Below are 20,868 nucleotides of genomic sequence, written 5' to 3' on the forward strand. Positions count from 1 at the left end.
TTCCTAAAAAATGAAGAAGGGGGCGCGCATCCTTGATTTATTTAGATAATAGCGCTACAACAAAACCCTATAATGAAGTCATACAATCTTTTACTAAAGTAGCTACAACTTATTATGGCAACCCATCGTCCCTCCATCAATTTGGCGTACAGGCGGAGAATTTGTTGAGCCGTTCACGTGAGCAAGTAGCAGAATTGCTGCACGTATCGTCAAATGAAATTATCTTTACATCAGGAGGAACGGAAGGGAATAATTTGGCTATTAAAGGCGTAGCGATGCAATATAAAAGCCGAGGTCAGCATATCATTACGACAAATATTGAACATGATTCTGTTCATGAACCATTCAAGCAGTTAGAAGCCCTAGGATTTAACGTTACGTATGTTCCGGTAGATTCAAGTGGATTTGTATCACCTGCGGCTATTGAGTCCGCTATTACAGATGAAACCATTTTAGTATCTGTTATGCATGTAAATAATGAAATTGGCACCATTCAGCCAATTGAAGAAATTGGACAGATGCTGACGAACTATTCGAAGGTACTTTTTCATGTGGATCATGTGCAGGGGATCGGAAAAGTTCCGCTTTCTTTAGCGGATCATAAAATTGATTTATGCACATTATCAGGACACAAAATTCACGGCTTAAAAGGGACGGGAATTTTATATAAACGAAATGGAGTTCAGCTTCATCCGTTGCTTAGCGGAGGCTCTCAGGAAATGCAGCATCGATCAGGCACGGAAAATGTGCCGGGAATCGTAGCATTTGCTAAAGCACTTCGTTTAACACTTGAACATGCTGCTCAAAATCAGCAAAAAATGCGGAAAATAAAAGCAGAACTGATGGACAACCTTTCTGCTCACGAAAGAATCACGATTAATACGCCGAATGAGCATTCGGCCCCCCATATTATAAATTTTACAGCACAAGGTATTAAAGGTGAGGTTTTTGTTCACGCTCTTGAAGAAAAAGGAGTGTTTGTATCCACTACATCTGCTTGCTCATCAAAGCGAAAAAAGCCAAGCAAAACGCTTTTAGCTGTCGGTAAAAATTACGAAGAAGCCGATCAGTCCATTCGATTGAGCTTGTCAGGCTTAAATGATTATAATGAAGTAACGCCCATTGTAAATGCTATTTTCACAGTAATTGAAGATCTAAAGAAAGTAATGAGGTAAATGATTATGATATATAACCATATTTTAATTCGGTACGGAGAAATCTCAACCAAAGGACAAAATAGAAAAAAATTTGTTGCCCAGTTAAGAAAAAATATTGTAACGGCTCTTAGTGCATTCCAAAATATTCACGTAAAATACACAAGAGACCGCATGTATATTCACTTAAACGGTGAAAATCACGAGCCTATCATCGAACGTCTTCAGCAAATCTTTGGTATTCAAAGCTTTAGTTTAGCATTAAAAGTTGAAAATGAGCTTGAAGCGATTCAAGAAGCAGCGTTAGAAGCAATGAAAGAATTTGATGTAGAAGGAAAAACATTCAAAGTATCTACTCGAAGAGCGTATAAACAATTTCCTCTTGATACAAACGAATTAAATTATGAAGTAGGAAGTCATATTCTACGAAATACAGAGCATCTAAAGGTAAACGTAAAAGAACCAAGCGTAAATGTACGAGTAGAAGTGAGAAGTGAAGCAACGTATATTACATGTTTTGATTATCGCGGAGCAGGAGGTCTTCCAGTTGGTACGAGTGGAAAAGCGATGCTGATGCTTTCTGGAGGAATCGACAGCCCGGTTGCAGGATACCTAGCCATGAAACGCGGTTTAGAAATAGAAGCGGTTCATTTTTACAGTCCGCCTTTTACAAGTGAACGTTCTAAGCAAAAAGTCATCGATTTAACGCAAAAATTAACGGCTTATCACGAAAAAGTAAAGCTTCACATTGTACCGTTTACAGCTGTACAGCAAGCGATTCAAAAGCAAATTCCAGAGAATTATACTATGACCTCTACACGCCGTATGATGCTTCGAATTACCGACCTTATTCGTGAAAAAAATGAATCGTTAGCTATCGTAACTGGCGACAGCTTAGGGCAAGTAGCTAGTCAAACGGTTGAGAGCATGTATGCGATTAATGAAGTGACTAATACGCCAATTTTGCGTCCTCTTGTAACAATGGATAAAACGGAGATTGTGGAAATCGCCCGCAAAATTGATACACATGAAATTTCGAATCGACCGTATGAAGACTGCTGTACCATTTTTACGCCAAGCTCACCAAAAACGAAGCCAAAGCGTGAAAAAATAAATCGATACGAACAATTTTATGATTTTGAAACATTAATTCAAGAAGCGGTAAATAATGTAGAAACGCTTGAGATGACAGCTTCTTCGGCTATAAATACCGAAGACAGCGTAGAAGATTTGTTTTAAAAGTTAAATTTCATAAAATTACCAAAAAAATAATGTATGATGCCATGTGTTTTGACACAATCTATATTCAACAAGGAGGTGAAAACACATGGCAAACACAAACAAATTAGTAGCTCCTGGTTCAGCAGCTGCTATCGACCAAATGAAATACGAAATCGCTTCTGAATTCGGTGTAAATCTTGGACCAGAAGCAACAGCTCGCGCTAACGGATCTGTTGGTGGAGAAATCACTAAACGCTTAGTTCAAATGGCTGAGCAACAACTTGGTGGTAAATAAGTCATATTAACTAAATAATGATGGCTAAAAAGAGTGGGGGAAACCTCACTCTTTTGTCTTGTTTGTTTTGTCACGTATAATAGAGATAAGGTCAAGCTTTATAAAGTAAAGGAGATGTTGGCGATGGGGACTTTATTTTACGGCGGCAAAATATATACGATGCTAAAAGAAGGTGAGCATGTAGAAAGCGTATATGTTGAAAAAGGATTCATTGAAGATATAGGCGCAGAAGAAGATCTAAGAATCAAATGGGGTGCTGAGATTAACAAAGAAGTACACCTCAAAGGATATCCAATGTATCCGGGCTTTGTAGATAGCCATCTTCACTTAATTGGTCACGGTGAAAAGCTTCTTAGGCTTGATTTGTCTCAAGCTACTTCTAGGAAAGACGTGCTGATGCGCGTTCGGCAAAAAGTAGAGAGTACACCAAAAGGAGAATGGGTAATTGGAGAAGGTTGGGATGAAAATCAGTGGGAAGATTCCTCTTTGATTCAGTATCAAGATCTTGATCAACTTTCAACAGAACATCCTATTATGTTGAAGCGAGTCTGTCGTCACGGATTAGTAGTAAACGGGACTGCTCTTAAAATAGCCGGGATTACAGCTGAAACACGCGACCCGGAAGGAGGTATTATCCAGAGGGATGAAGCGGGAAATCCTACCGGTTTTTTGGCTGATCAAGCGCAAGAATTAGTAACGGCTCATATTCCTCAAGTATCAGAAGCATACATCCGACAAGCTCTTTCAGTAGCCATTAAAGATTGTGTTCAGCACGGATTGACGGGTGGACATACGGAAGATTTAAATTATTATGGAGGCTTTTTGCGTACATATCAAGCATTTCAAGACGTTATTCATAAAGAAAAGCAGCTGTTTCGTGCTCATTTGCTTGTTCATCATGAAGCTGTAGATGATATGTATACATACGTTGAAGAAAAGAAAGACACATCCGCTTTTATTGAAATAGGGCCAATGAAGATTTTTGCTGATGGTTCTCTCGGCAGTCAATCTGCTCTTTTAAGTTTTCCATACAAAAGCGCCCCTTCTACAAGAGGTGTAGCTATTCAATCACTAGATGAATTAAAACAGCTAGTGAGAAAAGCAAGAGAATTGGGCATGACGGTTGCAATTCATGCAATTGGTGATTTAGCGTTTCAATATGTAGTAGAAAGCATCGAACAATATCCTCCTCAAGCAGGGCAAAGAGATCGTATTATTCATGCGCAAATTCTACGAAAAGATTTAGTTGAGCGTGTAAAAAAGCTCCCGGTTGTATTGGATATCCAGCCTCGGTTTTTAGCCAGTGATTTTCCATGGGTTATTGAAAAAATTGGAGAAGAGCATTTGGACTATTGCTATGCTTGGAAAACGTTATTGAACGAGGGCGTTATGTGTGCAGGCGGATCGGATGCGCCTATTGAACCTATCAATCCCATGTTAACGATTCATGCAGCAGTTTCTAGAAAAACTTCTCCAAATAGCTCGGTCGTTTACATACCGTCTGAGCGACTCACAGTATTTGAAGCTGTTCAGCTGTTTACTTTAGGAAGCGCGCAGGCCATTCATCAAGAGCATAAAAAAGGATATGTTCAAAAGGGCTATGTAGCTGATTTTACCGTATTAGAAAGAGATCTGTTTGAGATACATGTAGATGATATCCCAGGGGTACAGGTGCAGATGACTGCTATTAATGGAGAAATTGTATATCAAAAATAAAAAGCGCCCTTGGGCGCTTTTTATTATAGAAATGTACGCTTAACTCGTTGCCAGAAAGAGTTATCTTTCAGTTTAACCGTTTTAATTTGACGGTCGCTTAAACGAATTTGAACTTGATCAACTTGGCGTGCATTTAATGCTTCGTTATCTATTCCAATAATTGGACTGTGGTTGTTGTCATTGGATAGTTTTAAAGTGAGCGTATGCTCAGCGCTTAGGATGAATGAAGATCCTAATGTACGATAGTTATTATTATTTAACGATGCCAATTCGCTGACTTGCATACAAGGAATTAACGGATCAACTACGGCTCCACTTACCGATTTATTATAAGCCGTACTGCCTGTTGGTGTTGAAATAATCATCCCATCCCCACGGAATGTTTCAAAGTGATTTTCATTAATAAAAACATCTAGACTGAGTGTTTTTATAACACCTGATCGAATCGAACATTCATTTAAGCAATAAAAAGAAGTTCCTTGATCAATTTGAGTTTGTAAAACGGGAAATCGACGTACTTCTATATTTTCTGTCGTAATAGCTTCAATCATTTTATCCGTTTCATCGATATGAAAATCGCAGTAAAAGCTTAGTTGATCTGAAGTTGTGACACCAGCATATAAGCAGTCATCTCGAAAGCCAGATTGACGGACAGCCTGTAAGAAAGCTCCGTCACCGCCAATACTTACAATGATGTTAGCGCTGTCGAAATGATCTACTACTTGAAAGTCATATTGTTTTGCAAGTTCAATAAGTGGACTTACAAGTGCCTTTGTTTCCTGGTTTTTTGGATGAAAGAAATAAACGTTGCGGCGATTTGGCATAGATAGTTCCCCCTTGTTTGTCTGATATGTAAAATATTAGCGATAAAGTAAACTTTTTAAAAAAAGTTTGTTACAATAATTATAGCATTATTGCTTTAAGAATTAAAAGAATAATCTTTTAATTCTGACACCTAAAAAGGAGGATTTTCATGAACAAAAAAAGGTGGATTGCTCTTTTAATTGCGGCCTGCTTATTCATTTTTTCTGCGATTGTTAATATTGGTTTTTCAGTCAAAGAAGAAAAAGATGACGGTCTGGCAGGCATCTTTGGAGGAGACGACAGCGAACTATCAGAAACAGTTATCGAAAAAGGGAATGCAGCTAAGAAAATTGCAGTGCTAGAGGTCAATGGAACGATTCAAGATACAGGAAGCGGTTCCTCTCCGCTTATGTCCCAAAATGGTTATAACCACCAAGCGTTTTTAAAGCAGCTAGAGGCTGCAAAAAATGATAAGGCAGTTAAAGGAGTCATTATTAAGGTGAATTCACCGGGCGGCGGCGTCGTTGAAAGTGCTGAAATACATAAAAAAATTGAAGAGCTGAAGAAAGAAACGAAAAAGCCAGTGTATATTTCAATGGGATCAATGGCTGCTTCAGGAGGCTATTACATTTCAACAGCTGCTAATAAAATCTATGCAATCCCGGACACTTTAACAGGTTCACTAGGTGTAATTATGCAAAGCGTTAACTACGGCAAGCTGGCTGATAAACTAGGAGTAGAATCTGTTGTTATCAAAAGCGGAGCTCATAAAGATATTATGTCTCCAACAAGGGAAATGACCGGAGAAGAAAAAGAAATTATGCAAACACTTGTAGACAACTCGTACGATGGTTTCGTCAATGTTATCTCTCAGGGACGTCACTTGTCTAAAGAAAAAGTGCGTTCTATCGCAGATGGACGAGTGTACGATGGACGTCAGGCTAAAGAGCTGAAGCTGGTTGATCAACTAGGCTATTTTGAAGATGCGGTAACAGGAATGGAGAAAGATTATAAGTTAAAAGGTGCACAAGTAATTCAATACAATCAAGGATTCGGACTGCCTTCTTGGCTTTCAATGAGCATGCAAAAAGTAATAGGTGGAGATGAACAAGTTACTGCAATGTTAAAAACATTTGCGCAGCCAAGCTCTCCGCGTCTGATGTATTTATATGCAGAATAGAGGTGAGAACATGGAAAATCAGTCTCATTCAACCGAATCAAATGACAATATAAAACATGAGCCAGGGGTAAGTACTCCAATAAGTAGTGAATTCCATTATGCAGGCTTTTGGATGCGCTTTTGGGCATATCTTTTAGATCTAGCTGTGGTAGCTAGCTTGAACTCTCTGCTGATCAAGCCCATTTTCCATTTAGCAGGTATTTCTCGAGGAGATGGATTTTTTTCTCCCTATACGATTGTAACGGTTATTATCTTTTATGGTTATTTTGTTTTAATGACCAAGTATTTTGGACAAACGCTTGGAAAGATGGTGTTTGGGCTTAAAGTAGTATCGCTGAAAGACTCCACTTTAACTTGGCCTGTTGTGCTGTTTCGTGAAGGAGTTGGACGCTATATTTCTAAAACAGTTTTTTTACTTGGCTATTTATTAGTTGCGTTTTTACCTAAGAAGCAAGGAGCTCATGATTACTACGCAGATACAACTGTCATACATGAAGGTACAATCAGCAGATAATAAAAAGAGGCTGGGACAAAAGGGTTTTAGACGAAGTGAAAAACGCACCACTGATCAAGACTTTTGATTCGTGGTGCGTTTTTTTGGTTATGGTAAACGCAGGTTTCATTTGTTTAGATTCTTCTAGCAGTTGAGTGGAGGGCAAGGCGAAGACTCCTGGGGGAAAAGCGGAGCAGGTAAGACCCCACAGGAGCATATGCGACGAGGAGGCTCAACGACCGCCCGCGGAAAGCGAAGCCTTGCACGGAAATCAACTGCGGTGTCGCAAGCGGTTAAGCTCATGTATACTATTTGTTCGTCTTTAAATTGGATTCATTTCGTTATGTCTCAACCTCTTTTTATTGTTTTCATAAGGTTTAATATTCTGTGTTTTGGAGATAATGTGAAGCTAAGAAGGAGTGAAGGATGTGCTATGGCTTTTATGGATATTGCTAGCACTTTTAATTGTTATTGTACTTATTGTATGGACAAAAATCACGCTATTTGTAGAGCTTCATCATGTCCGAGATAACGATTATTACAGAGTGAGACTCAGGGCTTGGTTTGGTCTTATTCGCTATACATATGAAATTCCGGTAGTGAAAGTAAAAAAAGATTCTCCTCGTTTGCTTGTTGAAAAGAAGAAAGGAATGGGTGATCAAGGAAAAGAAGACGAGAATTCATGGAGTGATTATTCTGTAGAAGACGGGTTAAGCATGTTAGAAAATGCGAAGCAATTCCTTGAACAGGTAGTCGGTTTTCATAAAATTTTTCGTCGTTTCTTACAGAAAGTGACGGTAAGTGATATTAGATGGCACAGCCGTTTCGGCTTAGGTGATGCTGCGTTAACAGGCGTACTTACCGGGGCTGTATGGTCTGCAAAGGGGGGCATAGTTGGTATAATCAGCCGTTATATGAAATTAAAAGATATGCCTGTCATGAGCGTTACTCCTGTATTTCAACATCTTTGGTCAGAAACGGTATTTGAGTGCATAATTTCTTTTCGAGTTGGTCAAGCTATTCTAGTAGGTTTACGGACCTTGAGATACTGGCGGCATACGTCCAAAAAGCGTCGCAAAAGATGGAAGTCGTCAAATAAGAACAAGACACACTCTGTGAAAACATAAGGAGGTTATCTTAATGGCAGAACATCCAATTAAAAGTTTAATGTCGACAGCTATGGAAAATTTAAAGGAAATGATTGATGTTAATACAATCATTGGTGATCCTGTAGAAACACCTGATGGCAGTGTTATTTTAACTGTCTCAAAAGTAGGTTTTGGTTTTGCAGCGGGCGGAAGCGAGTTTGGAGTAGAAGGGCATGCACCATCTTCTCCAGGACAGCATCAGCAAGAATCAGGTCATCCGTTTGGCGGAGGTAGCGGTGGCGGTGTATCGATTACGCCAATCGCCTTTTTAATTGTGAGTGGAAGCGGAATTAAAATGCTTCACCTTAACGAAAGTACACATTTATATGAAAAGATTCTAGATACAGCACCTCAAGCAATTGAACGCGTGCAGCAAATGTTCAAGCGCAACAATCATCAGCAAGATCAGCACAATCAACAAAGTCAGCATCATGACAGTTCAAATGATTTTAATTTGTAGAAATAATATAAAGCTTTGCTTGCTTCTTCAAACGGTAAAAGAAGCAGGCAAAGTCTTTTTTTTTTGCGTTTATTTTTTAGGATACAGCTCCATGTTTTGTATGTCATTTAATTGCAATATAGAGACAGACAAGCTAATATGAACAGTGTACATACTTATTTAAAGGAGGAATTATTCGTGACTAAATTTAAAGGTAACGATGTAACATTGTTAGGAAATCAAGTAAAGGTTGGAGACAAGGCGCCAAACTTTACGGTTTTAGCAAATGATTTATCAGAAGTAACGCTTGACAGCACAAAGGGTTCTGTTCGCCTAATTAGTGTAGTTCCTTCTATTGATACTGGAGTTTGTGATGCGCAAACTCGTCGCTTCAACGAAGAAGCGGCTAAATTAGATAACGTAAAAGTATTAACAGTAAGCGTAGATTTACCGTTTGCTCAAAAGCGCTGGTGTGGTGCTAACGGCATTGATAATGTTCAAACTTTATCTGACCACCGCGACTTATCTTTCGGAGAAGCATATGGTGTAGCTATTCAAGAATTACGCTTATTAGCTCGTTCAATCTTTGTAGTAGACTCAAATGACAACGTAACGTATGTTGAGTACTTACCAGAAGTAACTGAGCATCCGAACTACGAAGCAGCAATCGAAGCAGCTAAAACAGCTAAGTAAGATTGTCAGTGGCGTTCGGCAGAAGGCGGAAAACAATGTTTTTCGCCTTCTTTGTGTTTTAAGAAGTTTTTATGATAAAATATGATGTTCCAAATAGGACGTTTACTCATTTATATAGATATTATTTCATTACACAGGAGGCAGAATATGAGTCAGTTAGTTAGTATGGAAAAGCTATTTGGTGTAATTGATCAAACAGCTATTATTTTAAGAAAAGAACTAAACTGCGTATATTTAGAAGCAGTAGCTGAAACGGGAGAAAATTTGTTTCAAGGAACTATTTTACAAGAAGAGCTAGATGAGGTAACTAAAAAACGTTTAAAAAAAGAATACGATTCAATCACGCTTGATCATTTTGAAAAAGAAACGATTCGAAAAGCGTATCAGCTGGCTATTTTAAAAGGCATGAAAGAAGCAGTTCAGCCTAACCATCAAATGACGCCGGATGCTGTAGGACTATTTGTCAGCTATCTAGTTGGAAAGTTCATGGCAGGAAAAGATAAATATACGCTTTTAGATCCCGCAGTAGGAGCAGGGAATTTATTAACAACCATTTTAAACACACACGCTGCGTCAATTGAACACGTATACGGTGTAGACGTGGATGATTTATTACTTCAATTAACATATGTAAATGCAAATTTACAGAAGCACGGCGTTCAACTATTCAATCAAGACAGCTTACAGCCGCTTTTTATTGATCCTGTGGATTTAGTTGTCTGTGACCTGCCGGTTGGTTATTATCCAAACGACGAAGGGGCAAAAGAGTATAAAGTAAGAGCTGAAGAAGGTCACACTTATGCTCATCACTTATTTATTGAACAAAGCTTGCGTCATGTAAAAGACGGAGGATACGTAGTGGCTCTTATTCCAAATAACTTGTTTGAATCTGAACAGTCTCATTTATTACAGCCGCTCTTAAAAGAGGAAGCAATCGTGCAAGGGATTATTCAGCTGCCACTTTCGATGTTCAAACAAGAGCAGGCTGCTAAAAGTATTATGGTTCTTCAAAAGCAGGGAGAAGGAGTAACAGCACCTGAAAACGCGCTGCTTGTGAATTTGCCGAAGTTCAGCAATCGGGAAGCAATGAGTGATATTATGGCTCAAATGGACCAATGGTTCCGAGTGAATAAAAAGTAAGTCTTTTTCGAAAATAATGAATATTTGCCGGTAGCGTTTTCATGATGTATAGCTCTTGAAATCTATTGTCGTGAATGATTAAATGAATAAGGATAGAAATCGTGTCGAAATGCATAGAATATTGTAGAGATTACACTTTTATGTTCTGTTCGTTATGTTTATGATGCACGTATAATAAAGAAGGAGCTGTTTTTTTATGTCAAAAATCATGGCAATCAACGCCGGCAGTTCTTCACTTAAGTTTCAATTATTTGAAATGCCAAGTGAGACGGTATTAACAAAAGGTTTAGTAGAACGAATTGGTTTAGATAACGCTGTTTTCACGATCTCGGTAAATGGTGAAAAACAAACGGATATTACAGAAATCCCTGACCATGCTGTTGCAGTTAAAATTTTAGTTGAAAAGTTACTTTCTCAAAACATCATTCAATCATACGATGAAATCACTGGTGTAGGTCACCGTGTAGTACACGGCGGAGAGAAATTTGCTGATTCTGTTTTAATCACAGATGAAACACTAGCGGAAATTGAAGCTTTATCTGATTTAGCACCGCTTCACAACCCAGCAAACATTGTGGGAATTAAAGCGTTCCAAGATATTCTTCCAAATGTTCCAGCTGTGGCAGTCTTCGATACAGCATTCCATCAAACAATGCCAGAAAAATCATTCTTGTACAGCTTACCGTACGAGTACTATGAAAAGTATGGCGTTCGTAAATACGGTTTCCACGGCACATCTCATAAATATGTTTCTGAGCGTGCAGCTGAGCTTCTTGGCCGTCCAATCGAACAATTACGCTTAATTTCTTGTCACTTAGGTAACGGTGCAAGTATCGCTGCAATTGAAGGCGGCAAGTCAATTGATACATCAATGGGCTTCACACCATTAGCTGGTGTAGCAATGGGAACTCGTTCAGGTAACATTGACCCTGCATTAATTCCATTTATTATGGAGAAAACAGGAAAAACTGCTGACGAAGTATTAAATGTATTAAATAAAGAAAGTGGTCTTTTAGGTGTATCTGGTATTTCTAGTGACCTACGCGATCTAATCAAAGCAAGCGCTGAAGGCAATGAACGCGCTGAAACAGCACTTGAAGTATTTGCTAGCCGTATTCATAAATATATCGGTTCTTATGCTGCTCGTATGTCTGGTGTAGATGCAATCATCTTCACAGCAGGTATTGGAGAAAACAGTGATGTTGTACGTGCTCGCGTTCTTCGCGGTTTAGAGTTCATGGGCGTTTATTGGGATCCAGCTTTAAATAGTGTACAAGGAGAAGAAGCATTTATTAGCTACCCTCATTCTCCAGTTAAAGTTATGGTTATTCCTACAGACGAAGAAGTTATGATTGCACGTGACGTTACTCGTTTAGCGAATATTTAAGTTCATAAAGTGCCTCTTCAATGCATGAATTCTCATAAATTGTCAGGCAAACTAACGAAAAGCTGATTTCCTTGTTAGGAAATCAGCTTTTTTATATAGCGTAAGTAGCTGACGATTGAAAGAAGGTTTACAACGTATAGAAGAAAGAAATAATATAGGAAGCAAAATGTAACGGATGCATTATTTGTTATAATAAAAATAAAACTACTCATTTCTTGAAAGGGTGACATGATGATACTAACGAATCGCGAAGAACAGCTTTTAGAAGAAATCTATAAATGGGAAGAGAGCTTACAGAGTGTAGAAGCAACTGAGATGGAGTTATTATACGAAGAGTGGTTAGAAAAAGGGCTTAACTTAATTCCAGCTTCTGTTCGTGAGACCTATTTACATAAAATTGATGAGGGACTCTTTCAGTTAACTGCATTAATTCAAGGTACGGAAATGCAAACTCAAGCGACAAAACGAATTATTGAAACCGCTCGTGTATTCAAAGAGGATATCACAGATCTGTCAGAAATGAATTCCCTTCAAGTAGATCAGCTTTCTTATATATGCGAACAGCAAATGGCCAAGCTTCGATTGTATGCGCTGAGTCAAGGAGCACTTTCAGGAACCGGACAATCGCTGCTAGTCGGTATTGATATACCTGCTGTTTTATGCATGAATATTCAAGCGGTGCAACAGGCAGCAATGAGCTACGGCTATCATATCCAGACTCCTTCAGAGCTGATGCTAACGCTAAAAGTTTTCCATGCAGCAACGTTACCTAGACACCTTCAGGCTGAGGGGTGGCATCAATTAAAGAGTGAGTTGAGCCAAGAATTTGACCCGTATTTTTATGAAGGTGTTGATCAAATTGTAGATAAAACGTGGCTGCAAAAAATCGTTGTGCAAATCGGGAAAACGCTAGCTATATTTGCTGCGAAGCGAAAAGTTTATAATCGTTTGCCAATTGTGAGTATGATGGTTGGCGGAGGGATGAATTATCGAATGGCCAAGCAAGTGACAGATTATGCAAAGCGCTTTTATCAATACCGCTATTTGTTAGATAAGAAAAACGAGTCTCATTAATTTTTCATGAGACTCGTTTTTTTGTCTATCCGTGAACTTTTCTTGATATTTCCTCATTTGTTCGATACCAAATCCACAAATCATTAATAATAGAAGCAAGTTCTCCTATCTCGCTATTTAATTCACAGGAGCGGATAAAATTAGTCTCATCTTCTAACGCCGCCTGTTTTTGATTAATACTCTTTTCTAAAGATTGAATTTTGTCTGGGATCTGCCCCCGAATGGATTCCCATGTTAGGAGAATATCCTGCTGAACTTTTTCAGAATAGAATGTCCATTCTCTTTCAAGAGCAGGAATTTTTATACCAAGTCTGTTGTCATAAGTAAAAAAGCGCTCCATTTTTTCACCTCTTCCCTTCCATTTTATACAATGACAAAAGCCAGAGCTACTGTAAGTGAAAAATAAATCATTTATACTTGATTTATGCATATAAATATACACGGTATGTAAGAAAAGAATATTCATCCATGTTTATTTTTACAGTATTTTAAGAGATTTCACCCTGTTAAATTAAAATAAATGTGAATTTATATACTTTTTTTTGAATAACTATTGAAAATAGATTAAAAAGTTGTTAAAGTAATAGTAGATTAAATGAATAAAAATTAAAACGGTTGTATTAATATATATATAATTTGTAGGAGGAATAGATAATGAGTAATCCAAAAGTTGTTTTAGCATATTCCGGAGGTTTAGATACGTCAGTTGCAATTAAATGGTTACAGGAAAAAGGGTACGATGTGGTAGCTTGCTGTTTAGATGTAGGCGAAGGAAAAGATTTAAAATTCGTTAAAGAAAAAGCCTTAACAGTTGGAGCGGTATCATCATATGTGATTGATGCAAAAGAAGAATATGCCAATACATTTGCGTTAGCAGCACTTCAAGCACACACATTATATGAAGGAAAATATCCATTAGTATCTGCACTATCTAGACCGCTAATCGCTAAAAAGCTTGTAGAAGTAGCAGAACAAGAAAATGCAGTAGCTGTCGCACATGGATGTACGGGAAAAGGAAATGACCAAGTGCGTTTCGAAGTATCAATTAAAGCATTAAATCCGCATTTAGAAGTTTTAGCTCCTGTTCGTGACTGGAAATGGTCTCGTGAGGAAGAAATCGAGTATGCAAAAGAAAAGAATATTCCAATTCCAATTAACTTAGACAGCCCATTTTCAATTGACCAAAACTTATGGGGAAGAAGTAATGAGTGTGGCGTTCTTGAAGATCCTTGGGCAGCTCCACCTGAAGAAGCATATGACCTAACAGCTTCTCTTGAAAATACTCCGGACACAGCCGATGTAGTAGAAATTGAATTCGTTGAAGGTGTTCCAGTAGCATTAAATGGTCAATCTTATACGCTAGCTCAGTTAATTCTAGAATTGAATGAAATTGCAGGTAAGCACGGAGTCGGACGTATTGACCATGTAGAAAACCGTCTTGTGGGAATCAAATCACGTGAAGTATATGAGTGTCCAGCTGCTATGACATTAATCAAAGCACACAAAGAGCTTGAAGATTTAACATTAGTGAAAGAAGTAGCGCACTTCAAACCAGTGATTGAGAAAAAATTAACAGAAGTTATCTATGAAGGTTTATGGTTCTCTCCATTAACAAATTCCCTGCTTGCATTCTTAAAAGACACGCAGCAATATGTGAACGGAACAGTGAGAGTAAAACTATTTAAAGGGCATGCTATCGTAGAGGGACGTAAATCTCCTAATTCTTTATACAATGAAAAACTTGCAACATATACAAAAGAAGATGAATTTGATCACAATGCAGCAGTTGGTTTTATCTCATTATGGGGTCTTCCAACACAAGTGAGCAGCATGGTAAATCAAAAGAAGGTGACAACGGTATGACCAAACTTTGGGGAGGGCGTTTTACGAAACGCCCTGAACAATGGATTGACGAGTTCGGTGCGTCAATTTCATTTGATCAGCATCTTGTAGAAGAAGATATTGAAGGCAGTTTAGCACATGTAACAATGCTTGAGAAATGCAGCATTCTTTCTGGAGATGAAGCGTCACAAATTAAAAAAGGCCTTCAAACACTGCTTGAAAAAGCTAAGAAGAAAGAATTAACATTTTCTGCTCAATATGAAGATATTCATTTGAATTTAGAAAAGCTATTAATTGATGAAATTGGTCCGGTTGGAGGTAAGCTTCATACGGGTCGAAGCCGTAATGATCAAGTTGCTACAGATATGCACTTATATTTAAAAAAGCATGTTCAACAAATTGTAGGACTGATCGAAAATCTAGAAGATGTATTGCTTACAAAAGCAGATCAGCATGTCGAAACTATTTTTCCAGGCTACACACATTTACAGCGCGCGCAGCCGGTTTCTTTTGCTCATCATTTAATGGCGTATGTTTCAATGTTTAAGCGTGATGCTGAGCGTTATGCGGAATCACTGAAGCGTATTGATTTATCTCCTTTAGGAGCAGGAGCTTTAGCTGGTACGACATTTCCAATTGATCGTCATTACAGCGCGGAGCTTCTAGGCTTTAATGGAATTTATCAAAACAGTATGGATGCTGTCAGCGACCGTGACTTTATTTTAGAGTTTTTAAGCAACAGTTCTATTTTAATGATGCATTTATCTCGTTTTTGTGAAGAGTTAATTTTATGGTCTAGTCAAGAGTTTCAATTTATTGAAATGGATGATACGTACGCAACGGGCAGCAGTATCATGCCTCAAAAGAAAAATCCTGATATGGCGGAGTTAATTCGTGGTAAAACAGGACGAGTATATGGTCATTTATTTAGCTTATTGACTGTGTTAAAAGGCACGCCTTTAACATACAACAAAGACTTGCAAGAAGATAAAGAAGGCATGTTCGATACGGTTACAACGATTGAAGGATGTTTGACTATTTTTGCTGGCATGATCGAAACAATGACAGTAAAAACAAATGTTATGGAAAAAGCTACGAAACAAGATTTTTCAAATGCAACGGAGTTAGCTGACTATCTTGCTTCAAAAGGTATGCCGTTTCGTGAAGCACATGAAGTGGTTGGGAAACTGGTTCTCGTTTGTATTCAGAAAAATATCTACCTAATGGATTTGCCGCTTGAACAATATAAGGAAGCATCAGATTTATTCGAGGAAGACATCTATCATGTATTAAGTCCAAAAACAGCTGTTAATCGCCGCAATAGCGCGGGAGGAACAGGATTTGAACAAGTAAAAAAAGCAATTCAGCTAGCTAAAGATGAATTGCATGAAAAAACATCGATATAAAAAAGTTATCAAAACGTCCGCAGAAAAATCTGCGGGCGTTTTTTGATGTGAGATAAATGGTATAACTAGAGCATTTAAGAAGAAAATAGAAAAGATCATGTAAGGGATTATGAAGTAAAGTTTACAATAAAGTGAAAAAGGAGAAGTGACGTATGAAAGACAAAAAACATCCGCAGCATGTATATGAATATGATTTCGAAGGAGAAAAAGAGACATCAAGACAGCTAATGGATTCTTATTCAAGCGGCGTCATTGGCGATGCTATGGCTTCTGTAGTGGAAAATCCAGAAGCACAGAGTGATAACGAACTATATGAATAACTAGATGCATATACTGTATATAGACTAAGAAAAGCAGGATTATGCTGAGCTCTATCGAAAGGTAACGTCATAGTAAATCCGGTTTTCTAAAGGATTTGGTGTGGCGTTCTTTTTTCAGTTAATCACTGATATAAGAAAAGAGGGATAAAGGTGAAAATTGGAGTGCCGAAAGAAGTAAAAAACAATGAAAATCGCGTGGCTATTACTCCAGCTGGTGTTACAGCTTTAGTTAACGGTGGGCATGATGTATATATTGAAACACAGGCAGGAGAAGGATCTGGATTCCATGATGAAGATTACACAAATGCAGGAGCTTCTATTGTAAATACTGCAAAAGAAGCATGGGATGCTGAAATGGTTATGAAAGTAAAAGAACCGATTTCAGAAGAATACGGATATTTTCGTGAAGGACTTATTTTGTTTACCTATTTACATTTGGCAGCTGAAGAAGCATTAACGAAAGCATTGATTGATAAAAAGGTGGTAGGCATCGCTTATGAAACTGTACAGCTTCCAAACAAAAGCTTGCCTCTGTTAACTCCGATGAGCGAAGTTGCAGGAAGAATGTCTTCTCAGATCGGAGCTCAATTTTTGGAGAAAACCAAAGGTGGCAAAGGGATTTTATTAAGTGGAGTTCCAGGCGTGCAAAGAGGAAAAGTAACAATTATTGGAGGAGGAGTAGCAGGAACCAACGCTGCTAAAATTGCGGTCGGATTAGGGGCTGATGTTACAATAATTGATTTAAACGCTGATCGCCTTCGCCAGCTTGATGATTTATTTGGTAAAGAAGTGACGACATTAATGTCAAATCACTACAATATCGCACAATCTGTAAAAGAGTCAGATTTAGTGATAGGAGCGGTTCTCATACCAGGAGCTAAAGCGCCAAAGCTTGTCACCGAGGAAATGGTTCAAACGATGTTAAAAGGGTCCGTTGTAGTTGATATTGCTATTGATCAAGGGGGAATTTTTGAAACAACTGATCGTATTACCACTCACGATAACCCGACTTATTCGAAGCATGAGGTCTTGCATTATGCTGTTGCTAATATGCCCGGAGCTGTTCCACGTACGTCGACCTTAGCGCTGACCAACGTAACGGTTCCTTATGCTCTGCAAATAGCAAATCAGGGATATAAAAAAGCGTGCTTAAAAAACCCTTCCCTTCTTCAAGGCATCAACACCCTAAATGGGTTTGTCACTTACGCGGCTGTGGCAGATGCACACGGTCTAACTTACGCTGATGCAACAACTTTATTAGAGCAAGCATAATAAGGCATGTTTTTGCGCAGTTTGTGATATGATAGCCGCGTATTCACTTGTTTTGTAACCAAAACAGACGGGTAGAATATAGAAAAGGTTAGTGTAAAAGGAGAGAATATATGATGCACGTTTCTTATCATGGACATTCTGTTGTTAAAATTGAAACAAAAGGAAAAACAATTTTAATTGACCCGTTTATCACTGGAAATGAATTAACAGATTTAAATGCTGAAGATGTAAAAGCAGATGTGATTTTACTGACTCATGGCCATAATGATCATGTAGGCGACACGGTGGAAATTGCTAAGCGCAGCGGTGCACTTGTTGTGGCAGTAGCAGAATTAGCTACATATCTTAGCTGGCAAGGTTTAAACGTACATCCAATGAGCATAGGCGGAGCCTATACATTTGATTTTGGCACGGTGAAATTGACCCAAGCTTTCCACGGTTCAAGTTATAAAGAAAATAATGAGAAAATTATTTATACAGGAATGCCAGCTGGTTTGCTTTTAACGATTGAAGGAAAGACAATTTATCATGCTGGAGATACGGCTTTATTTTCTGATTTAAAGTTAATTGGTCGCCATGAGCCTGACGTAGCATTTCTTCCAATTGGAGATAACTTTACAATGGGACCTGAAGATGCGGCTATCGCAGCGGAATGGGTGCAGGCAAAGCTTGTTGTGCCAATTCACTACAATACATTTCCTGTAATTAAGCAAGATCCTCATCAATTTGTTGAGTCTTTATCCGGTATTGAAGGAAAAGTGTTAAAAGTTGGAGAAAGATTGGAACTTTAATCATAAATAGAGGCTGGGACAAAAAGATTTCAGTTAAAGTCAAAAAAGAACGAGTAATCGATAATATCGATCACTTGTTCTTTTTTTATTGTTATGGTGAACGTAGGTTTCGTATATGCAGCGGCTTCTAGCTGTTGATTAGAGGGTAAGACGAAGACTCCGGGGGGAAAAGCGGAATAGGTGAGACCCCACAGGAGTGCAAGCGACGAGGAGGCTCACCGACCGCCTGTGGAAAGCGAAGTCTTGCACGGAAATCAACTGCGGTGTCACAAGCGGTTCAGCTCATGTCTCACATTTGTTCGTCTTTAGATTGAATCGATGCAGTTATGTCTTAATCTCTTTTTATTTGCAAAGAAACGTTCTGCTTTTTTTACTTCCCTGCATACGATAGTAATAATAAGGAGGGAGAGCTATGGAGAAAAATCGAGTTATTTTATCGCTTTTACTATGCGGAGTGATGCTTTACTATGCAATGCCGCACTTAGTGTTAACAACTTCGAGTTTGCAAGGAATTTTTAGTATAAGCTGGCTTACCTTTGCTCTTTTTGTAGCTGGAGGCAATTTGTCATCACTGCTTTATGCACCGCGCCGCAAGAAGGCGAGTATTCAAAAAAATAGTGTGAGAAAGCCTTTGCGTCAAAGAGGTTAGATTGAATCCATTTCACTTCCCCCGTATAATAAAAGAAAAGACATATGAAACGTAAAAACGTTTTAGAAGGGTGAAGTACACGTGGCGACAAAACATGAGCAAATTTTACAGTATATCGATTCGCTTCCAATTGGTGAAAAAATTTCAGTGCGCCAAATTGCCAAAGAACTGAATGTCAGTGAAGGCACGGCGTACCGAGCAATAAAAGACGCAGAAAATAAAGGATATGTTTCAACGATTGAACGAGTTGGAACCATTCGAATTGAACGAAAGAAGAAAGAAAACATTGAAAAGCTCACGTTTGCTGAAGTAGTAAACATCGTGGATGGACAAGTGCTGGGCGGACGTGAAGGCTTGCATAAAACGTTAAACAAGTTTGTTATTGGAGCGATGAAGCTTGATGCTATGATGAGATATACCGAGGCCGGAAACCTTCTTATCGTTGGGAATCGAGTAAACGCTCATGAATTAGCTCTTGAAGCAGGAGCAGCCGTGTTAATTACGGGCGGCTTTGATACGGAAGAATGGGTTAAGAAGCTTGCGGATGATCTTAAGCTTCCTATTATTTCAACGAGCTATGATACGTTTACAGTGGCAACAATGATTAATCGTGCTATTTATGATCAGCTGATAAAAAAAGAAATTGTGCTTGTAGAGGATATTTTAACACCTATCTCTGAAGCGGTTAGCTTGCAGTTAACCGATACGATTGAAAAATGGCATGAATGTAATGATAAGACTCACCACAGCCGTTTTCCTGTAGTGGATCAGCATATGAAAGTTCACGGTATGGTCACCTCAAAAGATGTTATTGGATATGACCTTTCTACTTCAATTGAAAAAGTAATGACGAAAAATCCGATGACCGTTCACGGGAAAACATCGGTCGCTTCTTCTGCGCATATGATGGTATGGGAAGGGATTGAAGTGCTGCCTGTAGTGGATGATTACCACCGGCTAGAGGGCATTATCAGCCGTCAAGATGTTTTAAAGGCGCTGCAAATGATTCAGCGTCAACCGCAGGTAGGAGAAACCATTGACGACATTGTCACCAATCAATTTATGGATGTACAAGAGACAAAAGAAGCACCGGTGTATCGCTGTGAAGTAACGCCGCAAATGACGAATTATATGGGGACTATTTCATACGGGGTTTTCACTACTATTGTAACGGAAGCCGCCAATCGTGTTCTTCGCTTATATAAAAAAGGTGATTTGGTTATTGAAAACATCACCGTTTATTTTATTAAGCCAGTTCAAATTGAAAGCGTAATTGAAATTCGTCCTAAGCTATTAGAACTTGGTCGGAAGTTTGCTAAATTAGATGTAGAAGTCTACAATGCTGGGGTCGTAGTAGGGAAAGCGATGATGATGGCTCAGTTATTGGACAGAGTATAAAAAAAGAAGCTGCTCTGCAGCTTCTTTTACATTTGATCAGCTTCTTTTATTGCATAAGGCTGATAGTACTTATAAGCTTTGATACCTGCTAATATGCTGCCTGAACCGAACAATACAAATAGTATGCCGATGATAAGCGAAAGGTTTGTTTCGTAAATAAACCATTGATTGACTCCAAAAAATAATACAAAAGAGCCAAGACAAATACTCGACTTAGCGGAAATCCACTTTCGTTCCATTGGGCGTTTCGAACGTACATATTTTACTTTTAAATACATGTAGAAAACAAAGGACACAACGATTAAAATCATAAAAAATGGCACAGACGCCCCTCCAGTCCGGTGTATTTCTATCCGTAATGTTCTAGATGCTAGTAATCAGTAGTGTTGAAAGTGTTTACAGTAGTATCTATTATTTTACAGGTCGATGACAGAAAATTCTACTAT

Annotated in this window: 22 protein-coding genes; 19 read left to right on the forward strand and 3 right to left on the reverse strand. The window is 38.5% G+C overall.

Going from position 1 to position 20,868, the window contains the following annotated elements:
* Window positions 1-32: 32 nt before the first annotated feature.
* The 4 genes from MMB69_RS00490 (at window position 33) to MMB69_RS00505 (ending at window position 4,386) form a co-directional block, all read left to right on the forward strand.
* A complete protein-coding gene (locus tag MMB69_RS00490) occupies window positions 33-1,175 on the forward strand; it encodes a cysteine desulfurase family protein (protein WP_277447009.1) in 1,143 nt (380 codons plus the stop codon).
* A 6-nt stretch (window positions 1,176-1,181) separates the two neighbouring features.
* Window positions 1,182-2,393: a tRNA uracil 4-sulfurtransferase ThiI gene (thiI, locus tag MMB69_RS00495; RefSeq protein WP_277447010.1), complete on the forward strand. Its 1,212-nt coding sequence runs from the start codon at window positions 1,182-1,184 to the stop codon at window positions 2,391-2,393.
* Between the two features lie 88 nt (window positions 2,394-2,481).
* Window positions 2,482-2,670 carry an alpha/beta-type small acid-soluble spore protein gene (locus MMB69_RS00500; protein ID WP_013059477.1) on the forward strand — a complete coding sequence of 63 codons (189 nt, stop codon included), beginning with the start codon at window positions 2,482-2,484 and terminating at the stop codon, window positions 2,668-2,670.
* 123 nt (window positions 2,671-2,793) lie between these two features.
* Window positions 2,794-4,386: an amidohydrolase gene (locus MMB69_RS00505; RefSeq protein ID WP_221784686.1), complete on the forward strand. Its 1,593-nt coding sequence runs from the start codon at window positions 2,794-2,796 to the stop codon at window positions 4,384-4,386.
* Window positions 4,387-4,409: 23 nt separating this feature from the next.
* Here MMB69_RS00505 and MMB69_RS00510 read toward each other — a convergent pair whose 3' ends face one another.
* The gene (locus MMB69_RS00510; RefSeq protein WP_013059475.1) at window positions 4,410-5,210 is read right to left on the reverse strand and encodes an NAD kinase; all 801 of its coding nucleotides are present in this window, start codon (window positions 5,208-5,210) and stop codon (window positions 4,410-4,412) included.
* 149 nt (window positions 5,211-5,359) lie between these two features.
* On the opposite strand from MMB69_RS00510, the gene sppA reads away from it, so the two are divergent.
* From sppA to MMB69_RS00550, 8 genes are all read left to right on the forward strand, one after another.
* Window positions 5,360-6,370, forward strand: coding sequence for a signal peptide peptidase SppA (gene sppA, locus MMB69_RS00515; protein ID WP_221784685.1), 1,011 nt, complete (start codon window positions 5,360-5,362; stop codon window positions 6,368-6,370).
* A gap of 10 nt (window positions 6,371-6,380) precedes the next feature.
* A complete protein-coding gene (locus tag MMB69_RS00520) occupies window positions 6,381-6,884 on the forward strand; it encodes an RDD family protein (protein ID WP_277447011.1) in 504 nt (167 codons plus the stop codon).
* Window positions 6,885-7,291: 407 nt separating this feature from the next.
* Entirely contained in the window at window positions 7,292-7,990 is a 699-nt protein-coding gene (locus MMB69_RS00525) for a DUF2953 domain-containing protein (RefSeq protein WP_257042299.1), read from the forward strand.
* 13 nt (window positions 7,991-8,003) lie between these two features.
* Complete coding sequence (ytfJ, locus tag MMB69_RS00530) at window positions 8,004-8,471, forward strand: GerW family sporulation protein (RefSeq protein ID WP_057244975.1); 468 nt, start codon at window positions 8,004-8,006, stop codon at window positions 8,469-8,471.
* A 138-nt stretch (window positions 8,472-8,609) separates the two neighbouring features.
* The gene (tpx, locus tag MMB69_RS00535) at window positions 8,610-9,143 is read left to right on the forward strand and encodes a thiol peroxidase (protein WP_042452765.1); all 534 of its coding nucleotides are present in this window, start codon (window positions 8,610-8,612) and stop codon (window positions 9,141-9,143) included.
* Window positions 9,144-9,290: 147 nt separating this feature from the next.
* The gene (locus tag MMB69_RS00540) at window positions 9,291-10,283 is read left to right on the forward strand and encodes a class I SAM-dependent methyltransferase (protein ID WP_277447015.1); all 993 of its coding nucleotides are present in this window, start codon (window positions 9,291-9,293) and stop codon (window positions 10,281-10,283) included.
* Between the two features lie 196 nt (window positions 10,284-10,479).
* Window positions 10,480-11,670, forward strand: coding sequence for an acetate kinase (locus tag MMB69_RS00545; protein ID WP_013059468.1), 1,191 nt, complete (start codon window positions 10,480-10,482; stop codon window positions 11,668-11,670).
* 231 nt (window positions 11,671-11,901) lie between these two features.
* Complete coding sequence (locus MMB69_RS00550; RefSeq protein WP_028411795.1) at window positions 11,902-12,744, forward strand: EcsC family protein; 843 nt, start codon at window positions 11,902-11,904, stop codon at window positions 12,742-12,744.
* 25 nt (window positions 12,745-12,769) lie between these two features.
* Here MMB69_RS00550 and MMB69_RS00555 read toward each other — a convergent pair whose 3' ends face one another.
* Window positions 12,770-13,084: a hypothetical protein gene (locus MMB69_RS00555; RefSeq protein WP_221784681.1), complete on the reverse strand. Its 315-nt coding sequence runs from the start codon at window positions 13,082-13,084 to the stop codon at window positions 12,770-12,772.
* 314 nt (window positions 13,085-13,398) lie between these two features.
* Here MMB69_RS00555 and MMB69_RS00560 point away from each other — a divergent pair, with 314 nt between their 5' ends.
* The 7 genes from MMB69_RS00560 (at window position 13,399) to MMB69_RS00590 (ending at window position 20,422) form a co-directional block, all read left to right on the forward strand.
* Window positions 13,399-14,607, forward strand: coding sequence for an argininosuccinate synthase (locus tag MMB69_RS00560; RefSeq protein ID WP_033579611.1), 1,209 nt, complete (start codon window positions 13,399-13,401; stop codon window positions 14,605-14,607).
* The gene (gene argH, locus MMB69_RS00565; RefSeq protein ID WP_013059464.1) at window positions 14,604-15,992 is read left to right on the forward strand and encodes an argininosuccinate lyase; all 1,389 of its coding nucleotides are present in this window, start codon (window positions 14,604-14,606) and stop codon (window positions 15,990-15,992) included. Before MMB69_RS00560 ends, argH begins: the two co-directional genes overlap by 4 nt.
* Before the next feature lie 152 nt (window positions 15,993-16,144).
* On the forward strand, window positions 16,145-16,312 hold the full coding sequence (locus MMB69_RS00570) for a hypothetical protein (RefSeq protein ID WP_013059463.1): 168 nt from the start codon (window positions 16,145-16,147) through the stop codon (window positions 16,310-16,312).
* 150 nt (window positions 16,313-16,462) lie between these two features.
* Window positions 16,463-17,584, forward strand: a complete 1,122-nt coding sequence (gene ald, locus MMB69_RS00575) for an alanine dehydrogenase (RefSeq protein ID WP_221779443.1) — start codon at window positions 16,463-16,465, stop codon at window positions 17,582-17,584.
* A 113-nt stretch (window positions 17,585-17,697) separates the two neighbouring features.
* Entirely contained in the window at window positions 17,698-18,375 is a 678-nt protein-coding gene (locus MMB69_RS00580) for a metal-dependent hydrolase (RefSeq protein WP_277448036.1), read from the forward strand.
* Window positions 18,376-18,787: 412 nt separating this feature from the next.
* On the forward strand, window positions 18,788-19,024 hold the full coding sequence (locus MMB69_RS00585; RefSeq protein ID WP_277447016.1) for a hypothetical protein: 237 nt from the start codon (window positions 18,788-18,790) through the stop codon (window positions 19,022-19,024).
* An 81-nt stretch (window positions 19,025-19,105) separates the two neighbouring features.
* Window positions 19,106-20,422, forward strand: coding sequence for a CBS domain-containing protein (locus MMB69_RS00590; protein ID WP_221784677.1), 1,317 nt, complete (start codon window positions 19,106-19,108; stop codon window positions 20,420-20,422).
* 26 nt (window positions 20,423-20,448) lie between these two features.
* On the opposite strand, the gene MMB69_RS00595 is transcribed toward MMB69_RS00590, so the two are convergent.
* The gene (locus MMB69_RS00595; RefSeq protein ID WP_221784676.1) at window positions 20,449-20,745 is read right to left on the reverse strand and encodes a YtpI family protein; all 297 of its coding nucleotides are present in this window, start codon (window positions 20,743-20,745) and stop codon (window positions 20,449-20,451) included.
* Window positions 20,746-20,868 lie beyond the last annotated feature (123 nt).

This window comes from Priestia sp. P5, from assembly GCF_029522155.1.
Classification (GTDB): Bacteria; Bacillota; Bacilli; order Bacillales; family Bacillaceae_H; genus Priestia; species Priestia megaterium_E.